Origin of the sequence: Actinomadura flavalba DSM 45200 (assembly GCF_000374305.1) — a bacterium.
GTDB classification, from domain to species: domain Bacteria; phylum Actinomycetota; class Actinomycetes; order Streptosporangiales; family Streptosporangiaceae; genus Spirillospora; species Spirillospora flavalba.
Map to the genome: position 1 here is coordinate 1 of NZ_KB894106.1, position 19,838 is coordinate 19,838.

The 19,838-nt window shown below is 73.4% G+C and carries 21 protein-coding genes; all 21 read right to left on the reverse strand.

Going from position 1 to position 19,838, the window contains the following annotated elements:
- A partial coding sequence (locus C229_RS32075; RefSeq protein ID WP_018658447.1) for an N-acetylmuramoyl-L-alanine amidase occupies positions 1-650 on the reverse strand: 650 nt, incomplete at its 3' end.
- A gap of 172 nt (positions 651-822) precedes the next feature.
- Complete coding sequence (locus C229_RS0128040) at positions 823-1,062, reverse strand: hypothetical protein (protein ID WP_018658448.1); 240 nt, start codon at positions 1,060-1,062, stop codon at positions 823-825.
- Positions 1,063-1,078: 16 nt separating this feature from the next.
- Positions 1,079-1,327 (reverse strand): hypothetical protein, encoded by a 249-nt coding sequence (locus C229_RS0128045; RefSeq protein WP_018658449.1) that lies wholly within the window; start codon positions 1,325-1,327, stop codon positions 1,079-1,081.
- Between the two features lie 41 nt (positions 1,328-1,368).
- Positions 1,369-2,934 carry a hypothetical protein gene (locus tag C229_RS34570; protein ID WP_018658450.1) on the reverse strand — a complete coding sequence of 522 codons (1,566 nt, stop codon included), beginning with the start codon at positions 2,932-2,934 and terminating at the stop codon, positions 1,369-1,371.
- A gap of 8 nt (positions 2,935-2,942) precedes the next feature.
- Positions 2,943-3,869, reverse strand: coding sequence for a hypothetical protein (locus C229_RS0128055; protein ID WP_018658451.1), 927 nt, complete (start codon positions 3,867-3,869; stop codon positions 2,943-2,945).
- Positions 3,870-5,114, reverse strand: coding sequence for a Gp37-like protein (locus C229_RS0128060; protein ID WP_169513879.1), 1,245 nt, complete (start codon positions 5,112-5,114; stop codon positions 3,870-3,872).
- Positions 5,111-6,061, reverse strand: a complete 951-nt coding sequence (locus tag C229_RS0128065; RefSeq protein ID WP_026314233.1) for a phage tail family protein — start codon at positions 6,059-6,061, stop codon at positions 5,111-5,113. Before C229_RS0128065 ends, C229_RS0128060 begins: the two co-directional genes overlap by 4 nt.
- 25 nt (positions 6,062-6,086) lie before the next feature.
- Positions 6,087-10,295 (reverse strand): NlpC/P60 family protein, encoded by a 4,209-nt coding sequence (locus C229_RS36130; RefSeq protein WP_018658454.1) that lies wholly within the window; start codon positions 10,293-10,295, stop codon positions 6,087-6,089.
- Between the two features lie 26 nt (positions 10,296-10,321).
- On the reverse strand, positions 10,322-10,498 hold the full coding sequence (locus tag C229_RS34575; protein WP_018658455.1) for a hypothetical protein: 177 nt from the start codon (positions 10,496-10,498) through the stop codon (positions 10,322-10,324).
- 155 nt (positions 10,499-10,653) lie between these two features.
- Positions 10,654-10,989 (reverse strand): hypothetical protein, encoded by a 336-nt coding sequence (locus tag C229_RS0128080; protein ID WP_155885097.1) that lies wholly within the window; start codon positions 10,987-10,989, stop codon positions 10,654-10,656.
- A 2-nt stretch (positions 10,990-10,991) separates the two neighbouring features.
- Complete coding sequence (locus C229_RS0128085) at positions 10,992-11,498, reverse strand: hypothetical protein (RefSeq protein WP_018658457.1); 507 nt, start codon at positions 11,496-11,498, stop codon at positions 10,992-10,994.
- A 26-nt stretch (positions 11,499-11,524) separates the two neighbouring features.
- Positions 11,525-12,013, reverse strand: a complete 489-nt coding sequence (locus tag C229_RS0128090; protein WP_018658458.1) for a phage tail tube protein — start codon at positions 12,011-12,013, stop codon at positions 11,525-11,527.
- Positions 12,014-12,220 (reverse strand): hypothetical protein, encoded by a 207-nt coding sequence (locus tag C229_RS0128095; protein WP_155885098.1) that lies wholly within the window; start codon positions 12,218-12,220, stop codon positions 12,014-12,016.
- A gap of 11 nt (positions 12,221-12,231) precedes the next feature.
- A complete protein-coding gene (locus tag C229_RS0128100) occupies positions 12,232-12,738 on the reverse strand; it encodes a hypothetical protein (protein WP_018658460.1) in 507 nt (168 codons plus the stop codon).
- Positions 12,739-12,783: 45 nt separating this feature from the next.
- Positions 12,784-13,227 carry a hypothetical protein gene (locus C229_RS0128105; protein WP_018658461.1) on the reverse strand — a complete coding sequence of 148 codons (444 nt, stop codon included), beginning with the start codon at positions 13,225-13,227 and terminating at the stop codon, positions 12,784-12,786.
- Positions 13,224-14,198 (reverse strand): hypothetical protein, encoded by a 975-nt coding sequence (locus C229_RS0128110; RefSeq protein WP_018658462.1) that lies wholly within the window; start codon positions 14,196-14,198, stop codon positions 13,224-13,226. The genes C229_RS0128105 and C229_RS0128110 overlap by 4 nt, the downstream gene beginning before the upstream one ends.
- Positions 14,198-14,485, reverse strand: a complete 288-nt coding sequence (locus C229_RS0128115) for a hypothetical protein (RefSeq protein ID WP_018658463.1) — start codon at positions 14,483-14,485, stop codon at positions 14,198-14,200. The genes C229_RS0128110 and C229_RS0128115 overlap by 1 nt, the downstream gene beginning before the upstream one ends.
- On the reverse strand, positions 14,485-14,895 hold the full coding sequence (locus C229_RS0128120; protein ID WP_018658464.1) for a hypothetical protein: 411 nt from the start codon (positions 14,893-14,895) through the stop codon (positions 14,485-14,487). Before C229_RS0128120 ends, C229_RS0128115 begins: the two co-directional genes overlap by 1 nt.
- Before the next feature lie 133 nt (positions 14,896-15,028).
- Positions 15,029-17,674 carry a phage major capsid protein gene (locus tag C229_RS0128125; protein WP_018658465.1) on the reverse strand — a complete coding sequence of 882 codons (2,646 nt, stop codon included), beginning with the start codon at positions 17,672-17,674 and terminating at the stop codon, positions 15,029-15,031.
- 5 nt (positions 17,675-17,679) lie between these two features.
- Positions 17,680-18,168 carry a cell envelope integrity TolA family protein gene (locus C229_RS32085; RefSeq protein ID WP_033424886.1) on the reverse strand — a complete coding sequence of 163 codons (489 nt, stop codon included), beginning with the start codon at positions 18,166-18,168 and terminating at the stop codon, positions 17,680-17,682.
- Positions 18,168-19,838 (reverse strand): hypothetical protein, encoded by a 1,671-nt coding sequence (locus C229_RS0128135; RefSeq protein ID WP_205624569.1) that lies wholly within the window; start codon positions 19,836-19,838, stop codon positions 18,168-18,170. Before C229_RS0128135 ends, C229_RS32085 begins: the two co-directional genes overlap by 1 nt.

Genomic DNA, 19,838 nt, shown 5'->3' on the forward strand with positions numbered 1-19,838 from the left:
GCCGCCTCGACCTTGGCGTCGAAGCCGCCCTCCACGGGGCCGATCTCCTGGTGGGAGCGGGCGTGCAGGAGACCGCGCAGGGTGTGCACGGCCTCACCGGTCGAGCCGCGCTTGAGCTGGGGCAGGTTCTTCACAGCCTTCTCCATCCAGGATGACGGCGCCGGTGCGGCGCCGGTGGCGGGCATGCCGTCGCGGATCCACGCGCGCAGCGTGTCCCCGGGGCAGTCCGACGGCACGAGCTGGCCGTGGCCGCGGGCGGCGAGCGGGCGGCCGGCGCGCCGGGCCGCCTCGTCGTACAACCACCGCACGGCGCGTCGGGCGGCGGCGGTGATGTCGGTGCCGTCGCGGCCGATGACGCAGACGCCGATGCCCGTGGTGTTGTAGCCGGTGGCGTGCGCGCCGACGACGGTCCAGCCGCGGCCCTCGTAGATACGGCCGGTGTGGTCGACCAGGAAGTTGTATCCGATGTCGCTCCAGCCGCGGCCGCCGCTTCGGGTGGAGCGCATGTGGAAGGACTGGATGGACTTCACGGTCTGGGTGATCGGCCCCTCGCTGTGGTGCACGACGAAGTAGCGTCGGGCCGACCACGTGGTGGTGACTCGGGACCGGGGTGGGGCGGCGCCCCACTGGCTACGGCTGACGATGTCCATGCTGATCTCCCGTGAAATGGGCGAACGTGAGGGCGGCGATCTGAGGTGCGGTCAGAGCGGGCAGCCGCGCGAGCCGGTCGACCACGGCCAGGACCTCGCGGCCGGCGGGGGTGATCGGCCGCTCGGGTGGCGGGGGCCAGGCCGACAGCGACGGAGGGGCGGGCAGGGCGCGTCACCGGCACCCGAAGTCGGTGCGCAGGCGCTGCATCTCCTCCTGGACGCGGCGGCCGCGCGGTGTGGTCGCGGGTGCATCCGGGGAGTCGAGCGCCGCCAGGGTGCGGCACCAGCGGCGGTCGGCCTCGCGCTGGGCGTGGGCGGTGTAGACGACCACCCAGACGCCGAGCAGCAGCAGCGACGCCGCGATCGAGGCGGCGGTGCGAACGAGCTGCGCGCGGCGAACCGGCCCCGTCACCGGCTGACCGCTTCGATCACGGCCCAGGCGCCCCAGGCGGTGAGGGCGGCGGAGACGACGGCGATCCCGGCACGGACTGCTGTTGCTCCGCTTCGACTGCGGCCGCGCGCAGGACCAGGCGCAGCAGGCCCTGACCACCGGGCACCCCGACCATGCCCGTGAAGACGATCAGCAGGGTGACGTTGTAGTCGCCGGTGATCTGCTGCCACAAGATCCCGAAAGACCCAACGGCCAATAACACCAGGTCGCGGACGATCTCGCGCACCGCGCGCAGCGTCGATGGACTCCACAAGCTGTCACCCTCTGTCAGGTCTTGACGAGCAGGATCGAGTGCCCGCCGGACTGCGCCGAGTTCGCCGGCGTGAACGTCGCGTCGCGCGCCGGGACGGTGCCGGTCGCCGAAACCAGCTCGTCGCCTACGGCGATCGACGGCGCGCCGCCGCCGGTGCCGTACTGCACCGCGCGGGAGGTGACGCCACCGGGCAGCGAGACGCCGGTGGTGGTGGACGCCTTGTCCCACCAGACGCGGACCGCCCGCACGGGCGCGACCGCCGCCGCGACCGCCGGTGCGGTGTGGATGTTGTCCACCAGCGTCTCGGCGGCCTCGACCACGGCTCCCACGCTGCACGCCTCGTACCCGGCCAGTACCCCGGACGCCTTCGTCGCCGTGGCCCAGCTCCACGTCAGCGTGGAGACCGATCCGGACGCGACCCAGATCCCCGACCGGGCCGCCGAGGTGACCAGCTCGGAGACCAGCGTCCATCCCGCCGGGACCGTCGGCGCCTCGGCGGTGCCCCACGACAGGCACGCCAGGACCGTGTCGGCCGCGGGCATCGTCGGAGTGAACGTCGTGGCGTTCGCGTACAGCTGGGTCTTGGCCATGAACGCGGGCGCCGCGGCCGGCGGCGCGGGTGCTTCACCGCCCGTCGCGGCGGCGACGATGACCCACTGCGCGCCGGTCCACGTCCGCAGCACCGGCGGGGACGCGGTGCGGTCCACCCACACGTCTCCCACCGAGGGGGACGCGGGCTGGCTCATCCCCTGGTTCAGCCTCGCGTTGCCTACGTTCGGCCCGTACCAGCGGCCGTCCGCGCGAAGCCCGGCCAGCGGGTTGTTGTCCAGGTCGGTCAGCTGGAAGGCGTCCGCGCTGTGCGACGGCCCGTACAGCTTGAGGCGCAGCATGACGTCGGCGGGGGTGGCGGCGATGACCCGGGGCAGCCCGTACTCGTTGACGAACGTGACCCGGCGCCAGACCGGTGCCTCGGCGGTGCCCACGTTCAGCTCGATCGCGATCGTGTCCGGCGCCGTCGCGCGGTTGCCCGCCGGGATGCGGACGGCCAGGGCCCGGGTGGTGGTGTCGCCCTCGGCGACGCGGATGATGCCGCCGCCGCCGGTGGGGACGGCGCTCACCGCGGCGGCGTCCAGGATCACGTTGCCCGCCCGCCCGTTGACGCTCGCGACCGCGCCGCCACCACCGCCTGACCCGGCGGCGGCGAGGGCGGCCTGGGCGGTGGCCTGCGCCTGGGTGGCCAGGGTGCGGGCCTGGGCGGCGAGCGCGGCCGCGGTGCTGGCCTGCAGGGCCAGCCGTGATCCGGTACCGGCGTCGGCCCACAGCACGGTGACGTCCTGGCCGTCGGGGCGGTCCGGTCCGAAGAACGGCGGGATCGTCCCGAGCGGGAGCACGCTGCCGTCGCTGCTGGTCACGGTCGTGATGGCTGCGCCGGATGCGGAGAGCAGGTCTGTGTACTGCTCGCCGGCGGTCTGCGCGGACCACAGCGTCAGCTCGACCGAGTACAGCTGCGGGGTGACGCCGTCGCCGCCGACCAGGAACGTCCAGTCGGCCGGACCGCCACCGAAGATGTGTCGTGTCACAAGGCCCCCTACGGCGCGATGGAGAAGGAGAAACGAATGTGGCGGCCCACGGGGATGTCGGCGTCGGCAGCGCCGAGCCGAACCTCGCCGTTGGTGGGGTTGAACATGATCCGCACGGTGACGCCGCCGCTGGTGGATGAGCCGGTGGCCTGGGCGGTCCAGTACCGGTACTTGCCGGGGCGCACGGCGGGGGGCAGCACGGTCAGCAGCGACCCGTCGCTGTCGAGCCGGGAATAGGTGCTGCCGATCCGGGTGACCTCGACCGTGCCGACGATGAGGCCGCCGAGGATCTGCGCCTCCATCGTTCCGGCCGAGACCCAGACGGTCGTCCAGCTGACGGGCAGGGCGACGGGGTCGGTGTCGCCGTGCAGGATCTTCCAGGTCGTGCCGGTGTAGCCGATCCACCGGCCGGTGTCGGTCTCGTAGGCCATCTGCCCGGGGCGCGGGCCGGACGGGCGGTTGCCGGACGTGCAGGGCCGGATCAGCGATCCGATCCACTGGCGCTCGTCGACCAGGCCGGAGATCGCGGTGGCGCCCGGGGCGATGGTCCAGCGCCACAGCGGCCGGTCGGTCACGGTCGTGGTCGAGGTCAGCGCCGGTGCGCCCGCCCCCGCCGTGCCTTTCACCAGGACCGACCGCACGGTGTTCGCCGTCCGGTCCACGCGCTGCACCAGCCGGTCGACGCGCGCCGATCCGGCGGGGTTGGAGTCGGAGAAGTAGGTCTTGGCGGCGGTGTTCTTGTACCAGTGGGCGCGGGCCAGGGAGTTGCCGGTGGCCAGGCTGACGCCGCGGGTGCCGGTGGCGGTGACGGCCAGCGCGCTGGAGCCGGGCACGCCGATGACGCCGTCCACGAGCTCCTGCAGCATCAGCTCCCAGTCGGCTTCCGTCAGGCTCGCGCCTTCGCCGGCGTCGAACGGTCCGCTGATCTCGGTCACTCAGTACCTCCTTTGCAGCGCGCCGATGAGGTCCAAGGCGCGGTCGGCCTTGGCCCAGGATTCGGGGGTGTCCTCGGCGCCGTCGGGGTTGCCGAGGATGAGCTGGGTGGGGTCGCGGCCCTTGTCGGTGACAGTGATCGTGGCGCCGGTGACCTGCTCGACGTAGGCCACGCCGGACGGGGCCAGCACGGTGACCCAGTCGCCGAGGGTGAAGTGGCGGCCGAACCGGCAGCGCGGGTGGTCGATGGCGGTGGCGGCCATCACGCCGGTGCGGCGGCCGCGCGCTAGCTCCTCGTCGCCCGCGGCGTCGAGCTCGGCGGGCACATCGGTCTGGCGCGCGTCCACGAACGTGCGGATGATCCGTCTCCACTGCTGCGCCGCGGCGAGGTCGCGGCGCTCGCGGAACGCGCGCACCGACCCCTCACCGGCGCCGGCGACGACGACGTGCGTGGCGGTGGGCGCGGCACGCTGGACGGTCGCCGAGCGCAGGCCCCGGCGCGGGGAGAACACGACGGTGTCGGACCGGTCGACGGCCTCGTACACCTCGAACGTCAGCGGCCCGCCTGGGGACTGGGTGACGCGGACGCCCAGCTCGGGCGTGCTGGTGGAGCCGAGCTGCCGGACGATGTCCATCAGCGGATCCCACCTGGCCTGGAAGGAGGTGGCCGACCCGCGGTTTTGGTTGGTCGCCACGGTCAGGGTCCGGGCGTTCGGCACGTCGGCGTCGCCTCGGCTCGCGTGCCGCGCCGCCCCGACGTTCGCCGCGACGAACGCTTTGATGACGGCTTCGGCGGTGCCGCTGCGGGCGTCGTAGGCGGCGGCGGTCTGCGAGGACACCGGCGCGGTCGGCACGGGGAACGCGAGCTCGTCGGCGACCACCTGCAGGTCGTCGCCGCCGGTCAGCTGGAGGGTGCCGCCACCGGCGGCGCCGCCCTCGGCCGACCACGACCAGGGCCCCTGGGTGTCCAGGTCACCGGAGATCAGGACACCGTCGGGATCCCAGATCGGGATGCCGCGGTGGTCGACCACGATGAGGCCCATGCCGGGCTCCATGCGCGACAGCGGTCCGTCGGCGGGCCCTTCGATCAGCCAGGATCCGGCGCGCCGGTAGAGCAGGGAGACCTGTAGGCGGGTCCAGCCGCGGATCTCTCCGGCCAGGGCGAGGGTGGAGCCGCGCAGGAACGTGCGGATCCCGGCGGCCTGCCCGGTGCCGGCGGCCGTGCCGGGGTCCAGGGGGCCGGTCACCATCCCGCCTGCCACCGCACCTGCGCGTGCAGTCCGGCCGACGATCCGGCGGTGGAGTCGGTGATCTCGATCTGCAGGTTGTTCACGCCGGGCTCCAGCTCCCACAGGTCGGGGTAGGGCTCCAGCTGCGTGTACAGGTCGTTGCCCAGGTCATCGACCACGGTGAGCTCGGACGGGCGGGTGTCGATCGTGACCGTCCGGCCGCTGGCGATCGGCTCGGCGGGCTTCCACACCCACTCGCGGCCGGTGGTGAGGTTGCGGGCGATCGGCGCACCGGGGCCGGTGATCGTCCACACGGGGTAGGCGTCGGCGTCGCCCGGGACGACCACGGTGACCTCGCCCAGCACCGCAGCCGGAGACAGCCGCAGCGGCAGCGCCCCGAGCCAGGGCACGCCTGCGTCCGACGTCCAGGACTGGGCGACGGTCTCGTCCCCGGTGAACCACGGCTTCATCGCGAGCAGCTCGAACCGCGGGTACTGCTGGTAGGTCAGGATGACGTCGTCCAGCACGTCCTCCTCGCCGTCCAGGCCGTCGTTGTAGAAGGCCAGGATGTGGCGGCGGGTGCCGTCGGGCAGCTCGACGGTCAGCGTGCCGGGGACGTCGACGCCGCCGCGGCGGTGCCGCATCGCCGCGTGCAGCCGGGCCCGCCGTTCCAGGTACTCCTCCGGGGTGGATCCGCGGACGGCCAGCGGGACGGCCATGAGGCGGACCTGGTCCACGATCGCGCGCAGCTGCGCGCCGCCGTCGGGGTCGGGGTCGTGGACGTTCTCCCGCGGTCCGAGGCCGAACCCGGATCGGCCCGGCATGATCTCGTAGCCCATTCCGCCGGTGAGGTCGAGCACGTCGCCGGTGGTCGAGGTCCAGATGATGCGCTTGGGCGGCCGCCGTGGACGGCGTGAGGGCACCGGCGGCGGTGGTGGCGTGGGAACGCCGGCCAGGATCGGCACGAACACCTCCTCGGGAACGGGTGGGTCAGCTGCGGCGGTGGCGGCGCAGCTCGCGCTCGGCCTGGGCGATGCCGTGCTGCAGGTCCTGGGGGGTGGAGTAGCCCGGGACGTGGTTGACGTTCAGGTTCTCGATCACGATGGTCGGCGCCCCGTCCGCGGCGTACTGCGCCGCCGCGTCCATGCTGGTGAACACCGGTTCGGGGCGGCGGGTCTCGTTGATCGCCAGCGTCGCGCCCGGGAGCAGCATGCCGCCGCTGTCGAACTTGGCGATCCGGATCTTGCCCGGGATGAGCGCGGGCTTCTTGGACGGGGCTGGGCCCGGCTTGGTGACGGGGATGAGCGCGGGCTTCTTGCCGGGTGCGGGCAGCCCGAACGCCTTGGCGACTCCGGCGCCGAGCCGTCCGCCGAGCTGGTCCATCAGCTTGTTCAGCTCGGCCTGGCGCCCGTACAGGCCGGTCAGGAACCCCTGCGACGCCTTGGCGCCGGAGTCGAACATGGCGTCGGCCGAGGTCAGGCCCAGCTTGGTCGCGATGGAGTCGATGCGCAGCTGCTGCTGGTTGGCGCGGTTGAGGGTGTTCTGGTCCCCGGCCAGGAGCGCGGCCGCGACCTTGGAGCCCTCGCCCGCTCCCATCCCGATGATCTGGCCCAGCAGGCTCTTGTTCAGGCCGCGCCGCCCCAGCTGGGCGATCTGCTGATCGAACCCGGTGAGGGCGGCGGCGCGGTCGGACAGGCCCGCGACGATGTCGCCGGCGGTGCCCTTGGCCGACAGGCCCGACAGGTTCGCGAACTCCTTGGCGGCCGAGGTGACGCTGCCCGCGAACTCCTTGGCGGCCGCGATCTGCGAGGCGACCTGCGACGCGCTGGCGGCGGCGGCGCTCATCGCCTTCTGGATGCTGCTCGACCACTTCAGCAGGCTGCGTTCGGCGGCGCCGCCGAACGCAGCCCGGATCTGCTTGTTCAGGTCCGCGAACCACGCGGTCAGCTTGCCCGCGTCGCCGAGCGCGCCGGGCAGCGCCGACCGCAGCGCGGCCCCGGCCTTGGCCCGCGCCGTCCGCGACGTGGTGGGCCCGGAGAACGGCGTGGTCCCGGGGACCAGGCCGCCCTTGGCCATCGCCACGACCGGCTCGGCGACGCCCGTGCCGTTGAACGCCAGCGTCCACCCGGGCTGCAGCAGCCCGCCGCGATCGTAGGTTGCGGTGCGGATCGCGCCGAGCGGCCCGTACCCGGGCAAGATCCCGCCCGGGTCGCCCGCGACCCCGAGGGCCTTGGCCAGGCCGTCGCGGTCGGTACCGGCGACGAACCGGCGGCCGAGGAGGTCGCGGCCGACGGGGGTGATCAGGCGGCCCAGGACGCCGCCGGTCGCCAGGCCCGGCGGCCACCCCCACCACGGCGTCGGCCGCGTCAGCAGGTGCTCGCTGATGCGGGTGCCGGTGCGCTGGGCCTCGACCACCCAGACCTTGCCGCCCTGCACGCGGCTGGCCAGGTAGGTGTGCCCGGCGTGGGGCTGGCCGACCGCGCCGGGGCGGGGGCCCGCGATGGTCTTCATGTGGGCGCGCTGGGTGTAGGTCGTGCGGGTGATCTGCTGCTTCCCGCCGCGCAGCCAGGCGCCCTGCGTCAGCCCGGAGCAGTCCAGACCGCGTCCCCACGCGGTGCCGCCCCAGACGTAGGGGACGCCGATCTGGGTGCGGGCCGCGCGGACCACGCCGCCCGCACCGCCACCACCGCCGAAGCCGTCCTTGAACGCGCGGATGATCGCGTCAGCCGCGGTCCACGCCTGGGCCAGCAGCGCCTGCGGCACGCGGGACATTCCGGTGCCCCAGGCGTCGGTGGCCAGCCCACCGGCGTCGGGGACCATGGTCTTGGTGAGCTGGTCCCAGATCCGGCGGGGGTCGTCCAGCAGCGCCAGGCCGCCGCGCCCGACGTCGAGGATCTTCCCGGCGGCGCGCTTGATGCCGCCCAGGACGTCGCCCAGGACGCCGCCGCGCTCCAGCATCTGCAGGTCGCCGCCCGCGGCCGCCCACAGGCCGCGCGCCCTGTCGCGGTAGCGGGGATCGGTCGGAATCACGTACTCCGGCCACGCCTTGCGGCCCTCGCCGACGATCGCCATCGCACCGCGGGTCTTCATCGGCCGCGCCGGGGCGGGGTTGGCCAGGGTGCCGCCGCGTTCCAGCGCCGGGATCTCGCCCAGCTGCAGCCCCCCGGGCAGATGCAGCCAGGACATCACCCGGTTCCACAGCCGCCGGATTCCGGCGTTGTATCCCCGCTCGATGACCCAGTTCACGGGGATCTTCACCGCGCCGGGCAGGCGGCTCCACGCCGACTTCATCGCGTCGACGCCGCGGGAGGTCGAGGTGCGGACGCCGCTGGTCAGCTGATGCACGACGTCGAGCACGACGTCCTTGGCGTTGCGGGTGAACCCGATCATCCAGTTCCACAGGCTCGACCAGCTCGCGCGCAGGGGCGGCAGCCCGCCGAACAGCCGCTCGCGCAGCTGCGCGAGCATGACGCCGGTGGCCGTGACGATTTCGCGGCCCTTGGTGGCGCTCTGCCGCTTCCACCAGTCGTAGTGGCCGGTGATGCCGCCCCGCACGTTGGACCAGCCGTCGCTGAACCCCTGCTTGAGCTGGGGCCAGAACCCGCCGACCACCGCGCCCACGATCGCGCCGAGCGGGCCCATGAACGCCGCCCCGATCGCGGCACCCCACAGCGTGCTCCACGACAGGAAGTCGTTGCCGCCTCTCTTCGCGCCGTCGAACCCTGACCCGACCAGGCCGAGCTTCTCGGCGACCGATCCCGCCTTGTCGGCAACGCCGCTCAGCGCGTCGGCGATGCCGTCCAGCGCGGGCACCAGACTCTCGCGCCACCACACGCCGGCCTCGGCGACCGCGCCGCGCAGGTGGTTGTCCCAGACCTCGGTCCACGCGTCGCGCACCGCGCGCAGCCCGCGGCCCATCCCGCGCAGAGCGGGCTGGATGAACTGCGTCCACGCCGTCCACACCGCGCCCTGCACGCCCTTCCACGCGGCGTCGACGATGCGGCGGAAGGTCTCCGAGTGCTTGTAGGCCAGGACCAGCCCGGTCACCAGTCCGGCCACGGCCAGGACGACCAATCCGATCGGGTTGGCCGACAGCAGCACGTTCAGCGCGGTCTGCAGCGGGATCCAGATCCGCAGCGCCGCGGTCACCGCGACGAACGCGGTCGCCAGCGCGGTGACGACCGGCGGCGGCAACGCCGCCAGCATGGCCGTGAACCCCTTGACCAGTTCTAGCGACAGCCCGCTCATCGGCGCGAACGCCGTGGCCAGGTTGACGACGATCTGGACCAGGTTCCCGAACGTCGTGGACAGGGCGGGCAGGTGGGCCCGCACGTAGTCCATGAACGCCGCGAAGCGTTCGGAGCCGCGCAGGCTCTGCCCCCACCGGGCGAACCGGGCGGTGAGGCTCTCCACGCCGCGGGCCATGCCGGGCGCGTGCGGCAGGAACGCGTCGACCACGCCGGCCAGTCCGGCGGCGACGTTGCGGACCGACCGCAGCAGCGGCGGCAGAACCTTGCGGGACGCGTCCTCCAGGCGGCCGAGGAACCGGTCCATCGACCGGGACTTGACGTCGCGGCCGAGCTGCCCCATGAAGTCGTGCAGCGAGTCGGCGGCCGAGGACACCAGCCCGCCGAGCTTGGGCATCAGGACGCGCAGCACGTTGATCCCGCGCGTGAACACCGGCATGGTGTCGGCCGACAGCGCGTCGGACCATTCGCGGTGCTCACGCTTGAGGCCCATCAGGGCCTTGGCCGTCTCCCGCGAGGCGGGTGACAGCTTGGCCAGCGCCGCGGCGTACTCGGCGCTGCCCTTCTCCGCCGCCTTGACCGCCTCACCGACCGCGCCCAACTGTGGCCCGGCGGCCGCGGCGAACGCGCCGACGGCGACACCGGCCGCGCCGAACGCGGCGACCATCGCGCCAGCGCCCGCGACGGCGGCCGCGGTAGCGGCCTGCGCGGCGGGTGCCACCGCGACCAGCCCGGCGACCAGCGCCGTCGTCCCGCTGGCCGCGCCGCGCAGCCGAGGGCCGACGGCCGAGGCGACGCGGCCCAGGCCCGAGAGCTTGCCCGACGTGCTGTCGGCGCGGCCGCCGAGGTGGTCCACGCGGTCCGCGGTACGGTCGGCGTCCCGCGCGACGCCGCGGAACGCCGCCGAGGTGCGGTTGTTGCCGATCAGGTTGAGCATCACCGAGCGGGCCACGGCTCACCCCCTCGGCGCCTGAACGGCTAGCCGTCCGGATCGTCGTCGTGGTCGTCAGCGCGTTGCGGGATGCTCGGGCGGCGCTCGGGCCTGGGCCGCTGCCCGCGGCCGCCGCCCCGCTGCCAGTTCCCCGCCTTGATCAGGTCGGCCAGGTCGGTCAGCCGCCACATCTCGGGCGACCACAGCGACGCCTCGCCGTTCACCGCCCGGAACGTCGCCGAGCTGCGGGGCAGATGGCAGATGAAGGAGATCAGGGCCCGGTGGGTGAGCCGCCCGGCGGGCGGCTCCCACAGGTCGGCGAGCCGGTAGCCGGGCCAGAGGGACCGAAGGTCGAAGTCGACGGCCTCGCCGAACTCGGTCAGGAGTCCGTAGAGGCCGGCGATTCCCCCGTGGTCGTGCCGCAGAACGCGTCGTAGGCGTCCGACAGCTTCTGCAGCTGCGTGCCGCGCAGGCCGATCTTGCGCAGTTCCCGCCATTGGTCGTCGCCCAGGGCCAGGCGCAGCGACGCCAGCGTCCCCCCGGCCTCACCGGCGGCCTCGACCGCCTCCATCATCTTGATCTGGTCGAGCGTCTCGCGGTGCGCCATCTCGAACCGCTGGCCGTCGTAGCGGAACCGGAACGGCCGCAGATCCTTCTCGACCCGGACCGAGTCCAGGTTGAAGTCGAACGGCTTGTCGTCAGGCGCCTTACTCATGATCATCCTCGCTCGATCTGTGCGGCGACCCCGTCCAGGATCGCCAGCAGCCGTTGTTGGGTGACGCGCTCGTAGGGCGCGGCGGTCGCGTAGAACCACGGAGTGGGTGCCTGCTGCACCCAGGTATCGGTCCCGAACACCGGGTGCCGCAGCCGCCCGAAGCCGGGCTCGTCGTTCAGGTAGGCGGGCAGGTTGTGCTGGCCCGGCGGCATCCGCTTGGGGTTGATGCGCACGTTGACGCCGGCCCGGTCACCGCTGCTGCGGACCTGCGCCACGGTCGCGGTCGCCATCGCCCGCCGCAGCGACCGCCGTCCGCGCCGCGCGTTCTCGCCGCGCGAGGGCAACGCCAGCACGGCCGTCTTCTCGGCGGCGGCGAGCTGACGCGCGGCGTCCTTCATCTCGCGGACCATCTGCTGGCGGATCTCCTTGCCGCCCTCGATCTTGCGCAGGTCGCGGGCCAGGCGCCGCAGTTGCTCGGCGCCGTGGACCGCGAGCAGGTCCTGGTCCACGATCTACTCCGGACCCGGCTCGCCGGTCATGCGGGGATGACCAGGTTCTCGGCGGGCTCGTCGGTGATGTTGCAGTTGACCTGGATGGACGATGCCTCGGCGTCCAGGGTGACCGGCTTGCCCAGGCTGCCGATCCGCACCGGGTGCACGTCCATCGTCGGGTTTCCCGGGATGTCGCCGCCGTGCATCCACACCATGTTGCCGGGGGTGTCGCGCGGCAGCACCTGCCGGACGTCCTGCCCGTTGCGGTCCTGGTACATCGTGATGGACGAGTCCTCCGCACTCGTGCCGGCGGGGATCGACCCGGTGAACTCGGTCGCCAGGTTCGGCGTCGGCGCGGCCTCGGACTCGATCTGCCAGCCCTCAGCGGACATGAGCTGCGGCGACAGGTCGATCCCGGCGTCGATCTCGGTGCGCGTCGGCGCCAGGATGTTCGCGATGAACGGCACCCAGTAGCACTTGGTGCGGCCCTTGGCGACGTAGCGGGTGTGCGGGTTCAGCGGCGGCGGCGCCATCTACTTCTCCTCCGTGCTGCCGCGCCGAACGCGGCGCGGGCTGGGTGGGTCGTCCTGCGGGGCGGGCGGCAGGGCGGGCGGGGTGGTGACGATGGGCACGGCGGAGTCGGCCGGCACCCATCCGGAGCGGGCCAGGACACCGGCTGCGGACTCCGGCGCGTCGTAGTAGGCGTCGATCCCGGGGTGATGCAGGCGAACGGTGTTCATGCGCTCGGTGTTCATGCGCTGGCCCCCAGGATCACCACGTCGTAGGTGACGCCGGTGCCCGATCCGCCGTTGGCGACCTGCAGCACGTCGCCGGTGGAGGCGGTCACGGCGTAGGCGGTGGCGTCGGGCGCGACGAGCAGCAGCGCGCCGCCGGGCCGGACGTTGACCTTGTCGGAGGCGTCGCCGAACGGCGTCGCCCACGCGTTCGAGGCCGCGCCGCCGACCACGACGGCGTTGGTGTTGCTGGCCGAGGCCGCGATCATCAGCGCGCGGACGCGCGCGAAGGTGAGCACGGCGCCGAACGCGTCGGTCAGCACGCCCGCCAGGTCGAGGTTCTCCGACGCCGACGCGGCCAGGGTGCGGCGGTCGGAGAACACGCGGTCGGCCTGGCGGGCACCGGTGCCGGGCGCCAGCGGCCAGGATCGCGCGATCTGCATCTGGGCCGACGGCGGGCTGAAATCGTGGGCGCCGGTCAGCAGCGCCATCAGATCCAGCGCGACGCGACTGTTCACGGTCATGCGCATCTCCCTGTGGATGGTGCGCCCGCAGCGGGCGCGGAGTGGTTACTGCTGGTAGCAGCCGACGCGTATCCGCTGCGTCAGGACGCTGGTCGCGCTGTCGTCGTCGGCGCCGTGGTCCAGGTCGCCGCCGACCACCGCGGCGTCCAGGACCCCGGGCTGACCGCCCAGCGACGGATCGGCGTGGACCGCGGCGGCCAGGGCGGCGCCGAGCTCGGCGGCGCGCGCGTCGGTCTCCTCGACGGTGCCGCCGGGCCGGACGATGACGATGTGCACGTCCATGACGAGCGCGACGTCCTCGCCGTTGGCGAGGCTGGCCGGCGAGGTCTCCCAGTCCATCGCGCCGCCGTGCACGCACTCGCGGTCCATCCGCCGTCCCGGCCAGGCGTAGGCGACCTGCACGCCGTCCAGGGGACCGCCGTCGGCGAGCGCGGCCGCGACGGCGATGACGGCGCGCTTGACGGCGACGACGTCGACGCCGGGGATCATCGGCGGCCGCCGTGGAACAGCGAGCCGCGCTGCGGGTCGTAGTCCATCGTCCGGGACGCGGCGACCTTGCGGCCGCCGGGCCCCGACGTCGACCGGCGCGAGTACCGCGCGTACACCGAGTCGACCGCCGGGATGCCGGTCTTGGTGGCGCCCGGCATGTCGAGCCGGTACGTCCCGCCTTCGGACGAGGTGAACGAGCTCGCCCGGTCAGGGATGCTGCTGCGCGGCTGGTGGACGCGGGCGCGGAACGCGACCAACGCCGCCCTGACGAGATCCGGCGGCGGGGTGTCCAGGCCGTACTCGACGTCCAGGACGACGTTGCCGCGGCCGCGCGGCCAGACGTGGCCCGGCGGCCGCCGCACGGTGGCGTCGTCGCCGACGGTCAACGCCGCCAGCTCCCACGAGGGCAGCACGCGCGGGACCGCGCCCGGGTAGGCGGTGACGGTGCCGGCGACGATCCGGCGGACGTGCGCCATGGTGCGGCCCGGGTCCGGATGGGACAGCACCAGCTGCCCGTCCCCGGTCCCGTCGGCGACGATGCGAACGCCGCGCGGCACGAACGCGCGGTCGCAGATCGCCTCGGCCTCGGCCTCGGTCTCCAGCCGCGCCCGCTCCAGCAGCCACGCCGGGTACCGGTCGACGTCGGCCAGGCTCTCGTCGCTGGTGCGTCCGGCGGCCAGGGTGAAGAAGAACGAGCCGGCCACCTCGACGTGCGTGGTCATCGTGATCGCCGAGCCGGTGACGTCGGCCGACCACGTGGCGGTGAGGACGCCGAGGTCGGGCTGGCCCGACAGCACAACGGAGTAGGTTCCCAGGGCCGTACGGGCGGCGGTCTCCTCGGCGAGGACGTCGCCGTCGGCGTCGGTGACGGTGACGGTGACCGGCCCGTCGGCGTCGACCAGTTCCTCGCCGACTTCGAGTTGGTGCGTGAGCCGCGCGGGCAGGGTGCGCTGCACCCGGGCCAGTCCCATCACGCGATCCGGACACTGCCCTCGACCGCACCGGCCGTCACGTCGACGTAGATGCCGGTCGCGGCGCGGATGCCGCCGGGGTAGAACGTCGACGCCGTCTCACCCGACGCGAGCTGCACGACGTCGAGCAGCACGCCAGCACCCGTCGCCGGGTTGTCCCAGATCTTGACGGTGGCGGCCTGCCCGCCGGTGGCGGTCAGGGCGTATCCGGCGTAGACGGCGCCGGTCGTGGACACGACCTGGTCGGCGCCGGTCACGCCCACGGCGGTGACCATCACGCGCCCCATCAGCCCAGCGACCGCAGCGTCAGCAGCACCGCGCCGCCGGGCAGCGCCAGACCCGTACCCGAGTGGGTCACCTCGACCGCCAGGACGTCGCCCTCGGCGACCTCCAAGTTCGCCGCGGTGCCCGAAAGCGTCAGCGTCTCCGGCGTCGAGAGCGCCCCGTTTCCCGAGGCGTAGGACCGGGCGGTCGCCCACTGCACCGACCCGGCGCCGGCGGCGCCCCGGTTGCGGAAGCTGAGGGTGGCGTAGTTGGTGGCGTGGGCGGTGATGGCGCCGCCGGGCACCCACCGGGCGGCGGCGATGCGGGCGCGGAACGGCGCGATCCACGCGCCGCCGACCGCCGAGCCGGCGGCCGCCGCCGGGACGGCGATCGTCACGGCGTGGTCGCCGCGGATCTCTCGCATCTGGGTCATCTGTGTCATCTCCCTGAACAGGTCATTGGGACGAGTGGTCCGGTCCGGAGCGGTCCGGGATCGGTGGGGTCCGGTGGGGCCGCGCCCCCGGGGACGGCGAGGATGACGGCCCCGGGGACACGGCGGCTCAGGGTCAGGCGACGACGTTGCGGTAGAACCCGCGGTGGTCCAGGACCGTGCCGCCGTAGATGTGCCGCAGCTTGTAGGTGATCTTGTCGGCGTCGAACATGGAGCCGATCGACGGGTCGGACTGCGTCCACAGCTCCGGGTCCTGGCGGCCGCCGTAGAACCCGATCTCGATCGTCGGGACGCGCGAGGGGTCGGCGATGGTGAACCAGTCGTTGGGGTCGGTCCAGTAGTCGATCACGACCGGGGGGTTCATCCGGTTGTGGATGTTCGGCAGGTCCGACGACGAGCCGCTGCCGGGGATCGCGACCGCCGACGTCGCGATCTGCCACGCCAGGTCCTCCAGACCGGCGGGCACGACGAGCGTCTGCGGGACGATCGACAGGATGTCGACGGCGTCTCCGTAGCTGGCCTGGCGGCGCATCGCCGCGCGGACGGTGCTCAGCGCGGAGTGCGACAGCGCGCTGCTACCGGTGTTGTTGTGGTTGGCGTGGAACAGCGCCGTGGCGTCGTAGGAGGTGGCGGCGTTGAAGACCAGGAAGTCCCACACGAACCTGTAGAGGGTCAGGGACGCCGACAGGCCGAGCTTGGCCGGGATGCGGGAGATCGCGCGGATGTCGTCGTTCGCGATCATCTCGAACGTAATGCTCTCGGTGCCGCCCTTCTTCCCGAGCTGGTAGTTGGCTTCCTCGTTGGGCGGCGAGGTCAGCGGCTGGTACGGCGCGCCCTCGGGCACGCTCGGCAGCAGCCCGTACCCGCCGATCCGGTCGATGCGCTGCGTCCGGAAGTCGTTCACCGGCACGATCGAGCTGACGATCTGGCGCCAGGTGCCCAGGTCCGGGCGCGCGTACTCGGCGACCATGCGGCGCGTAATGGAGTCGCCCAGGACCAGGTTCCACGTCGCCGTGTCCATCGCCTCGCGCAGCCGGACGGCGTCGCCGTCGCGGACCAGGCGGTCGCCGGAGTCGTAGGACCCGACGGACTCGCGCATGATCCGCTTGGCGATGTCCTCGTCCCAGGCGCCGGGCCGGTGCCCGGTGAAGTCCGACCATGCCTGCCGGAAGCTGCGGTAGCCCTCGACGAAGTTGCCGGCGAAGAACGAGTCGAGCGCGGCGATCTTCTTGTCCCGCGCCTCCTGGGTGACCTGGACGTTGCCGGTCGTCGGCGCGAGACCGGCCCGCTCGATCGTGCCGAGCGTCGCCTTCAGGGCCGCGATGCTGCGGTCCACGTCGGCCTCGGTGATGCGGTCGGGCAGGGCCTCGGTCAGCGACTCGGTGACGGCCTCGGGCAGGCCCGCGTCGGACACCTTCGCGCGGATCATCGCGGCGGCGAGCCAGCCCGTCTTGGGCGTGGACTCGGTCGCCCGCTCGCCCTGCTGACCGCCCTGCTCGTTCTCGGTCGCGGGCGTCGGCGCCGGGGCGGGCGGCGTGGTCGGCGGGTCGGCCTCGGGCGCGCGGACGAGGCCCACGGACGCGAGGTCGTCGGCGGTGGCCTCGCGCAGCGCGGCGAGGACGTCCTTCGGGGTCGGGGGCACGTCGTCCTCCTGGGTGTCGTCGGGCTGCGTGCCCGTGGTGGTGGGGTCGTCGGTTCCGCCGGCGACCATGCGGGTCGCCTGCCCGCCGGCGGCGGGGTCGGCGACCAGGTCCGCTGAGTGGACGCGGGCGATGGCGGTGGCCTCCTGGACGCGGCGGCCGCCGGACATGACGGGCCGGTAGTGCGCCATGACGTCGTGGGAGACGCCCAGCAGCGGCGGGAGGCCGCGTTCCTGCGCGGCCAGGGTGGCGTCCAGCGCCTCGGCCGCATGCACCGCCGAGGGCAGCAGGTGCAGGTCGCCGTACAGGCCGTCCGCTTCCGCCTCCACGTCGCGGTAGTAGCCGACCAGGCCCGCGATCGTGGAGGACTGCATCTCCTCGGCGGTGCGGTGGTGGTCGTACGCGCGGGCGCCCTCGTACATCGGGGCGGCTTCGCTCATCACCGACTCGGTGTAGCGGCGACCGTTCCTCGAAGTGCCGTAGGCCAGGATGCGGACCCTGAACACCCTGCCGCCGTCGGGGTCGTCGTCCAGCGCCTCGACCACGCGGCCGAAGTGCCTCACCCGCTCGCTCTCGGTTGCGGCCTGGCCGCCGTCGCCGTCGCCGTCGTCGGCCGAGGCAGGTGCGGGGGCGTAGGACCGGACGACCTGGCGGGGCGTGCCCAGGGTGACCTCGCCGGTCTCGGTGATCGAGTACGAGCACTCGTTCAGCGTCGGCAGGCCGGTGCGGTCCTGTCCGTCGACGTGTGGGGCGTACACGACGTCGGACGCGGTGAGGTCGACCAGCCCGACCCAGGCGTAGCGGCCCTGGTGCTCTGCGGCGAGACGCTGCCGCAGCGCGCTCTGGACGGCGTCGCCGATGTCGCTGAACGACATTCGGCCGTTGACGAGGGCCTCGACGGCGGCGACGGTCTCAGCCGTCGACGCCGGCGCCGACGGGGCCGCAGCCTCGGTCGCCCGGATGGGCGCGTCCGGGACGAAGCGGTGGCCGCAGTTCGGGCACGTCACCTCCTGCCGACCCTGCCCCTGTGAGGCGTTGAACGCTTCGGTCGCGGCGGCCTGCGCGCACTCCTGGCAGAGGGCGGGGCCGCCGCACCGGGTGGCATCGTGCCCGATGGTCATCGTGATCAGTCCCTGATGATCTGCTGCAGCTGGGTGATCAGGGACTTGCGGGGGGTGGGCCGCTGCTGCTCGGCGACCAGGGCGGTCTCGGCGCGGCCGCGGTCCTCACCGACCCAGGTGAGGACCTGCTCGACCGGCCCGTCCGGCGGCAGACCGGCGGGGTCCTCGGGGTCCTGCGGGATCGGGCTGGGCGGCTGCGCCGGTGCCCCCGGGTCCACCACCGGCGGCGGCGTCGGTTCGCCGCCCGGCACCGGGCCCGGCTTCGGGTTCGGCGTCGGGTCGCTCGGCTGGTAGGGGACGCCGGTCTGTGTGCGCGCCGCGCGGACGAGGCCGCCCGGCTCGTAGGGGTGGACCCTGCCGTCGGCCGTGACGTAGGTGTGCTGGCCGTCGTGGGTGGTGACCAGCCACCCGTGGTCGTGATCCTCGGCCGCCAGGATCTCGGACGGCTTCATGCCCATGACCCGGGCGATGTCGGCCCGCATGTCGTCGTTCATCACGTGCTCACCTTCGATCGTCGGTGGCCTTCGGTGGGCCACTTGCCGTGGACGTCGTGGTACCAGGTGGCCGCCGTGCGGCGGGCCAGGTCGTCGTCGCCGTGCATGTGCTTGAGCAGGTGCTTGTACAGCTCCGTCCAGGGGTGCGGTTTGCCCACCCACTTGGCGCGGCCCTTGCCCTTGGTCCAGTAGTGGTGCAGCCGCTCGGCGCCCGCGTCGCGGCCGCCGCGGCGTCGCGCTTCGGCGGCCTCCTCGATGGCGGTCGCCAGTTCGTCGCGGTCGTCGGCGTCTCCGTCCGGGACGTCCAGCTCCGCGGTGTACGGCACGCCCACGTAGCTCTCCCACGCCTTGCGGGCGGCGACGCGGGCGGCCTCGCGGGACAGGACGCCCACCTCCACGAGCTTCTCCAAGCCCGTGGACAAATTGAGTAGCACCTGGGCGTTGAGCTGCGCGTCGGCGGCGGCGATCTCCGGGCCGGTCACCGTGATGGCCTGCGCCGCCGGGACCTGCCACTCGGCGCCGGTGCGCGGGTCGGTCGCCGTCACCGTGCGCGGCAGCCGCCGCGCCGCCACCGCCTGGTCGACCGCGAACCGGACGAACTCGGTCTGCCGGGCGAGCCACATGCGCTGCACGCCGCCGACGCGGCGCCGCACCGGCTCGGCCATCGTCACGCTGGTCGCGCGGTTGCTGTCCTCGGGGTCGGCTAGCCAAGTCTTGGCGAGCCCGCTGCCGGCGGCGACCTGGGTGAGGATCTGCCGCGCGGCCGCGCTGTCCTCGTAGGCGCCGGTCTGCACGTGCCGCGGCTCCCACGTCACCGCCGAGTTGTGCACCTCGACCGATCCGGAGCGGGGGACGTGCAGCCCACCGCGCGCCGACACGAAGGCATCCACGGCGTCCTGATCGCCGTCCACGGTCACGTCCCAGACCAGGTAGCGGGCGAGCGCAGTCCGGTCGATCAAGTTCGACAGGATGGTGTCGAAGCTGTCGAGTTGGTCCAACACCGACAGCAAGAAGGGGGCACCCCTGACATCGGTGTCCAGGGCCTGGAAGGACGGCCAAAACATGGCGTCGCCGGTGCGCAGGCCGGTCACGTCGGACACCTGCGCGACGGTCAGGTCATCACGATCGCTCTGCGCGAACCGCACCCGGGCGGGCCACAGCGGGTTCCCGCGGTCCAGGTCGATGCCGAGGATGCGGCCCGGGTCCAGCGGCGCGTACCGCACGACTCCGCTGACCTTGCCGGTCATGAGCTCGTACAGGCTTTCGCCCATGATCAGGTGGGAGCGGAACAGCAGCTCCTGCCGGGCCGCCAGATCGTTGCGCGGGTCGGCCCAGAACTCATCCGCCACCGCCGCGACGTCCGGGTTCGCGGCCTGCACGGTGAGCCCGGAGTCGCCGACACAGAACGAGGTGTAGGTGTCCACGATGGCGGTCGCCATGGGGTTCGACCGGTAGGCCGCCGTCGAGTAGATCCGGGCCTTCTCCAGCGTCCACTCGGGCACCTGGCGGCCGGTGCTGCCCGCCGGGCGCCAGCCGCGGTCGCTGTCGATCGGGTCGGTGCCCCACGCGCCTCCGGCGGCGCCGGTGGCCACGACGGTGTCCAGCGTCCCCTCGACCGCCCGCACGGGAGCGGGCGCGGGACGGCGGGCGGGCGCGAACCAGCTACGCAC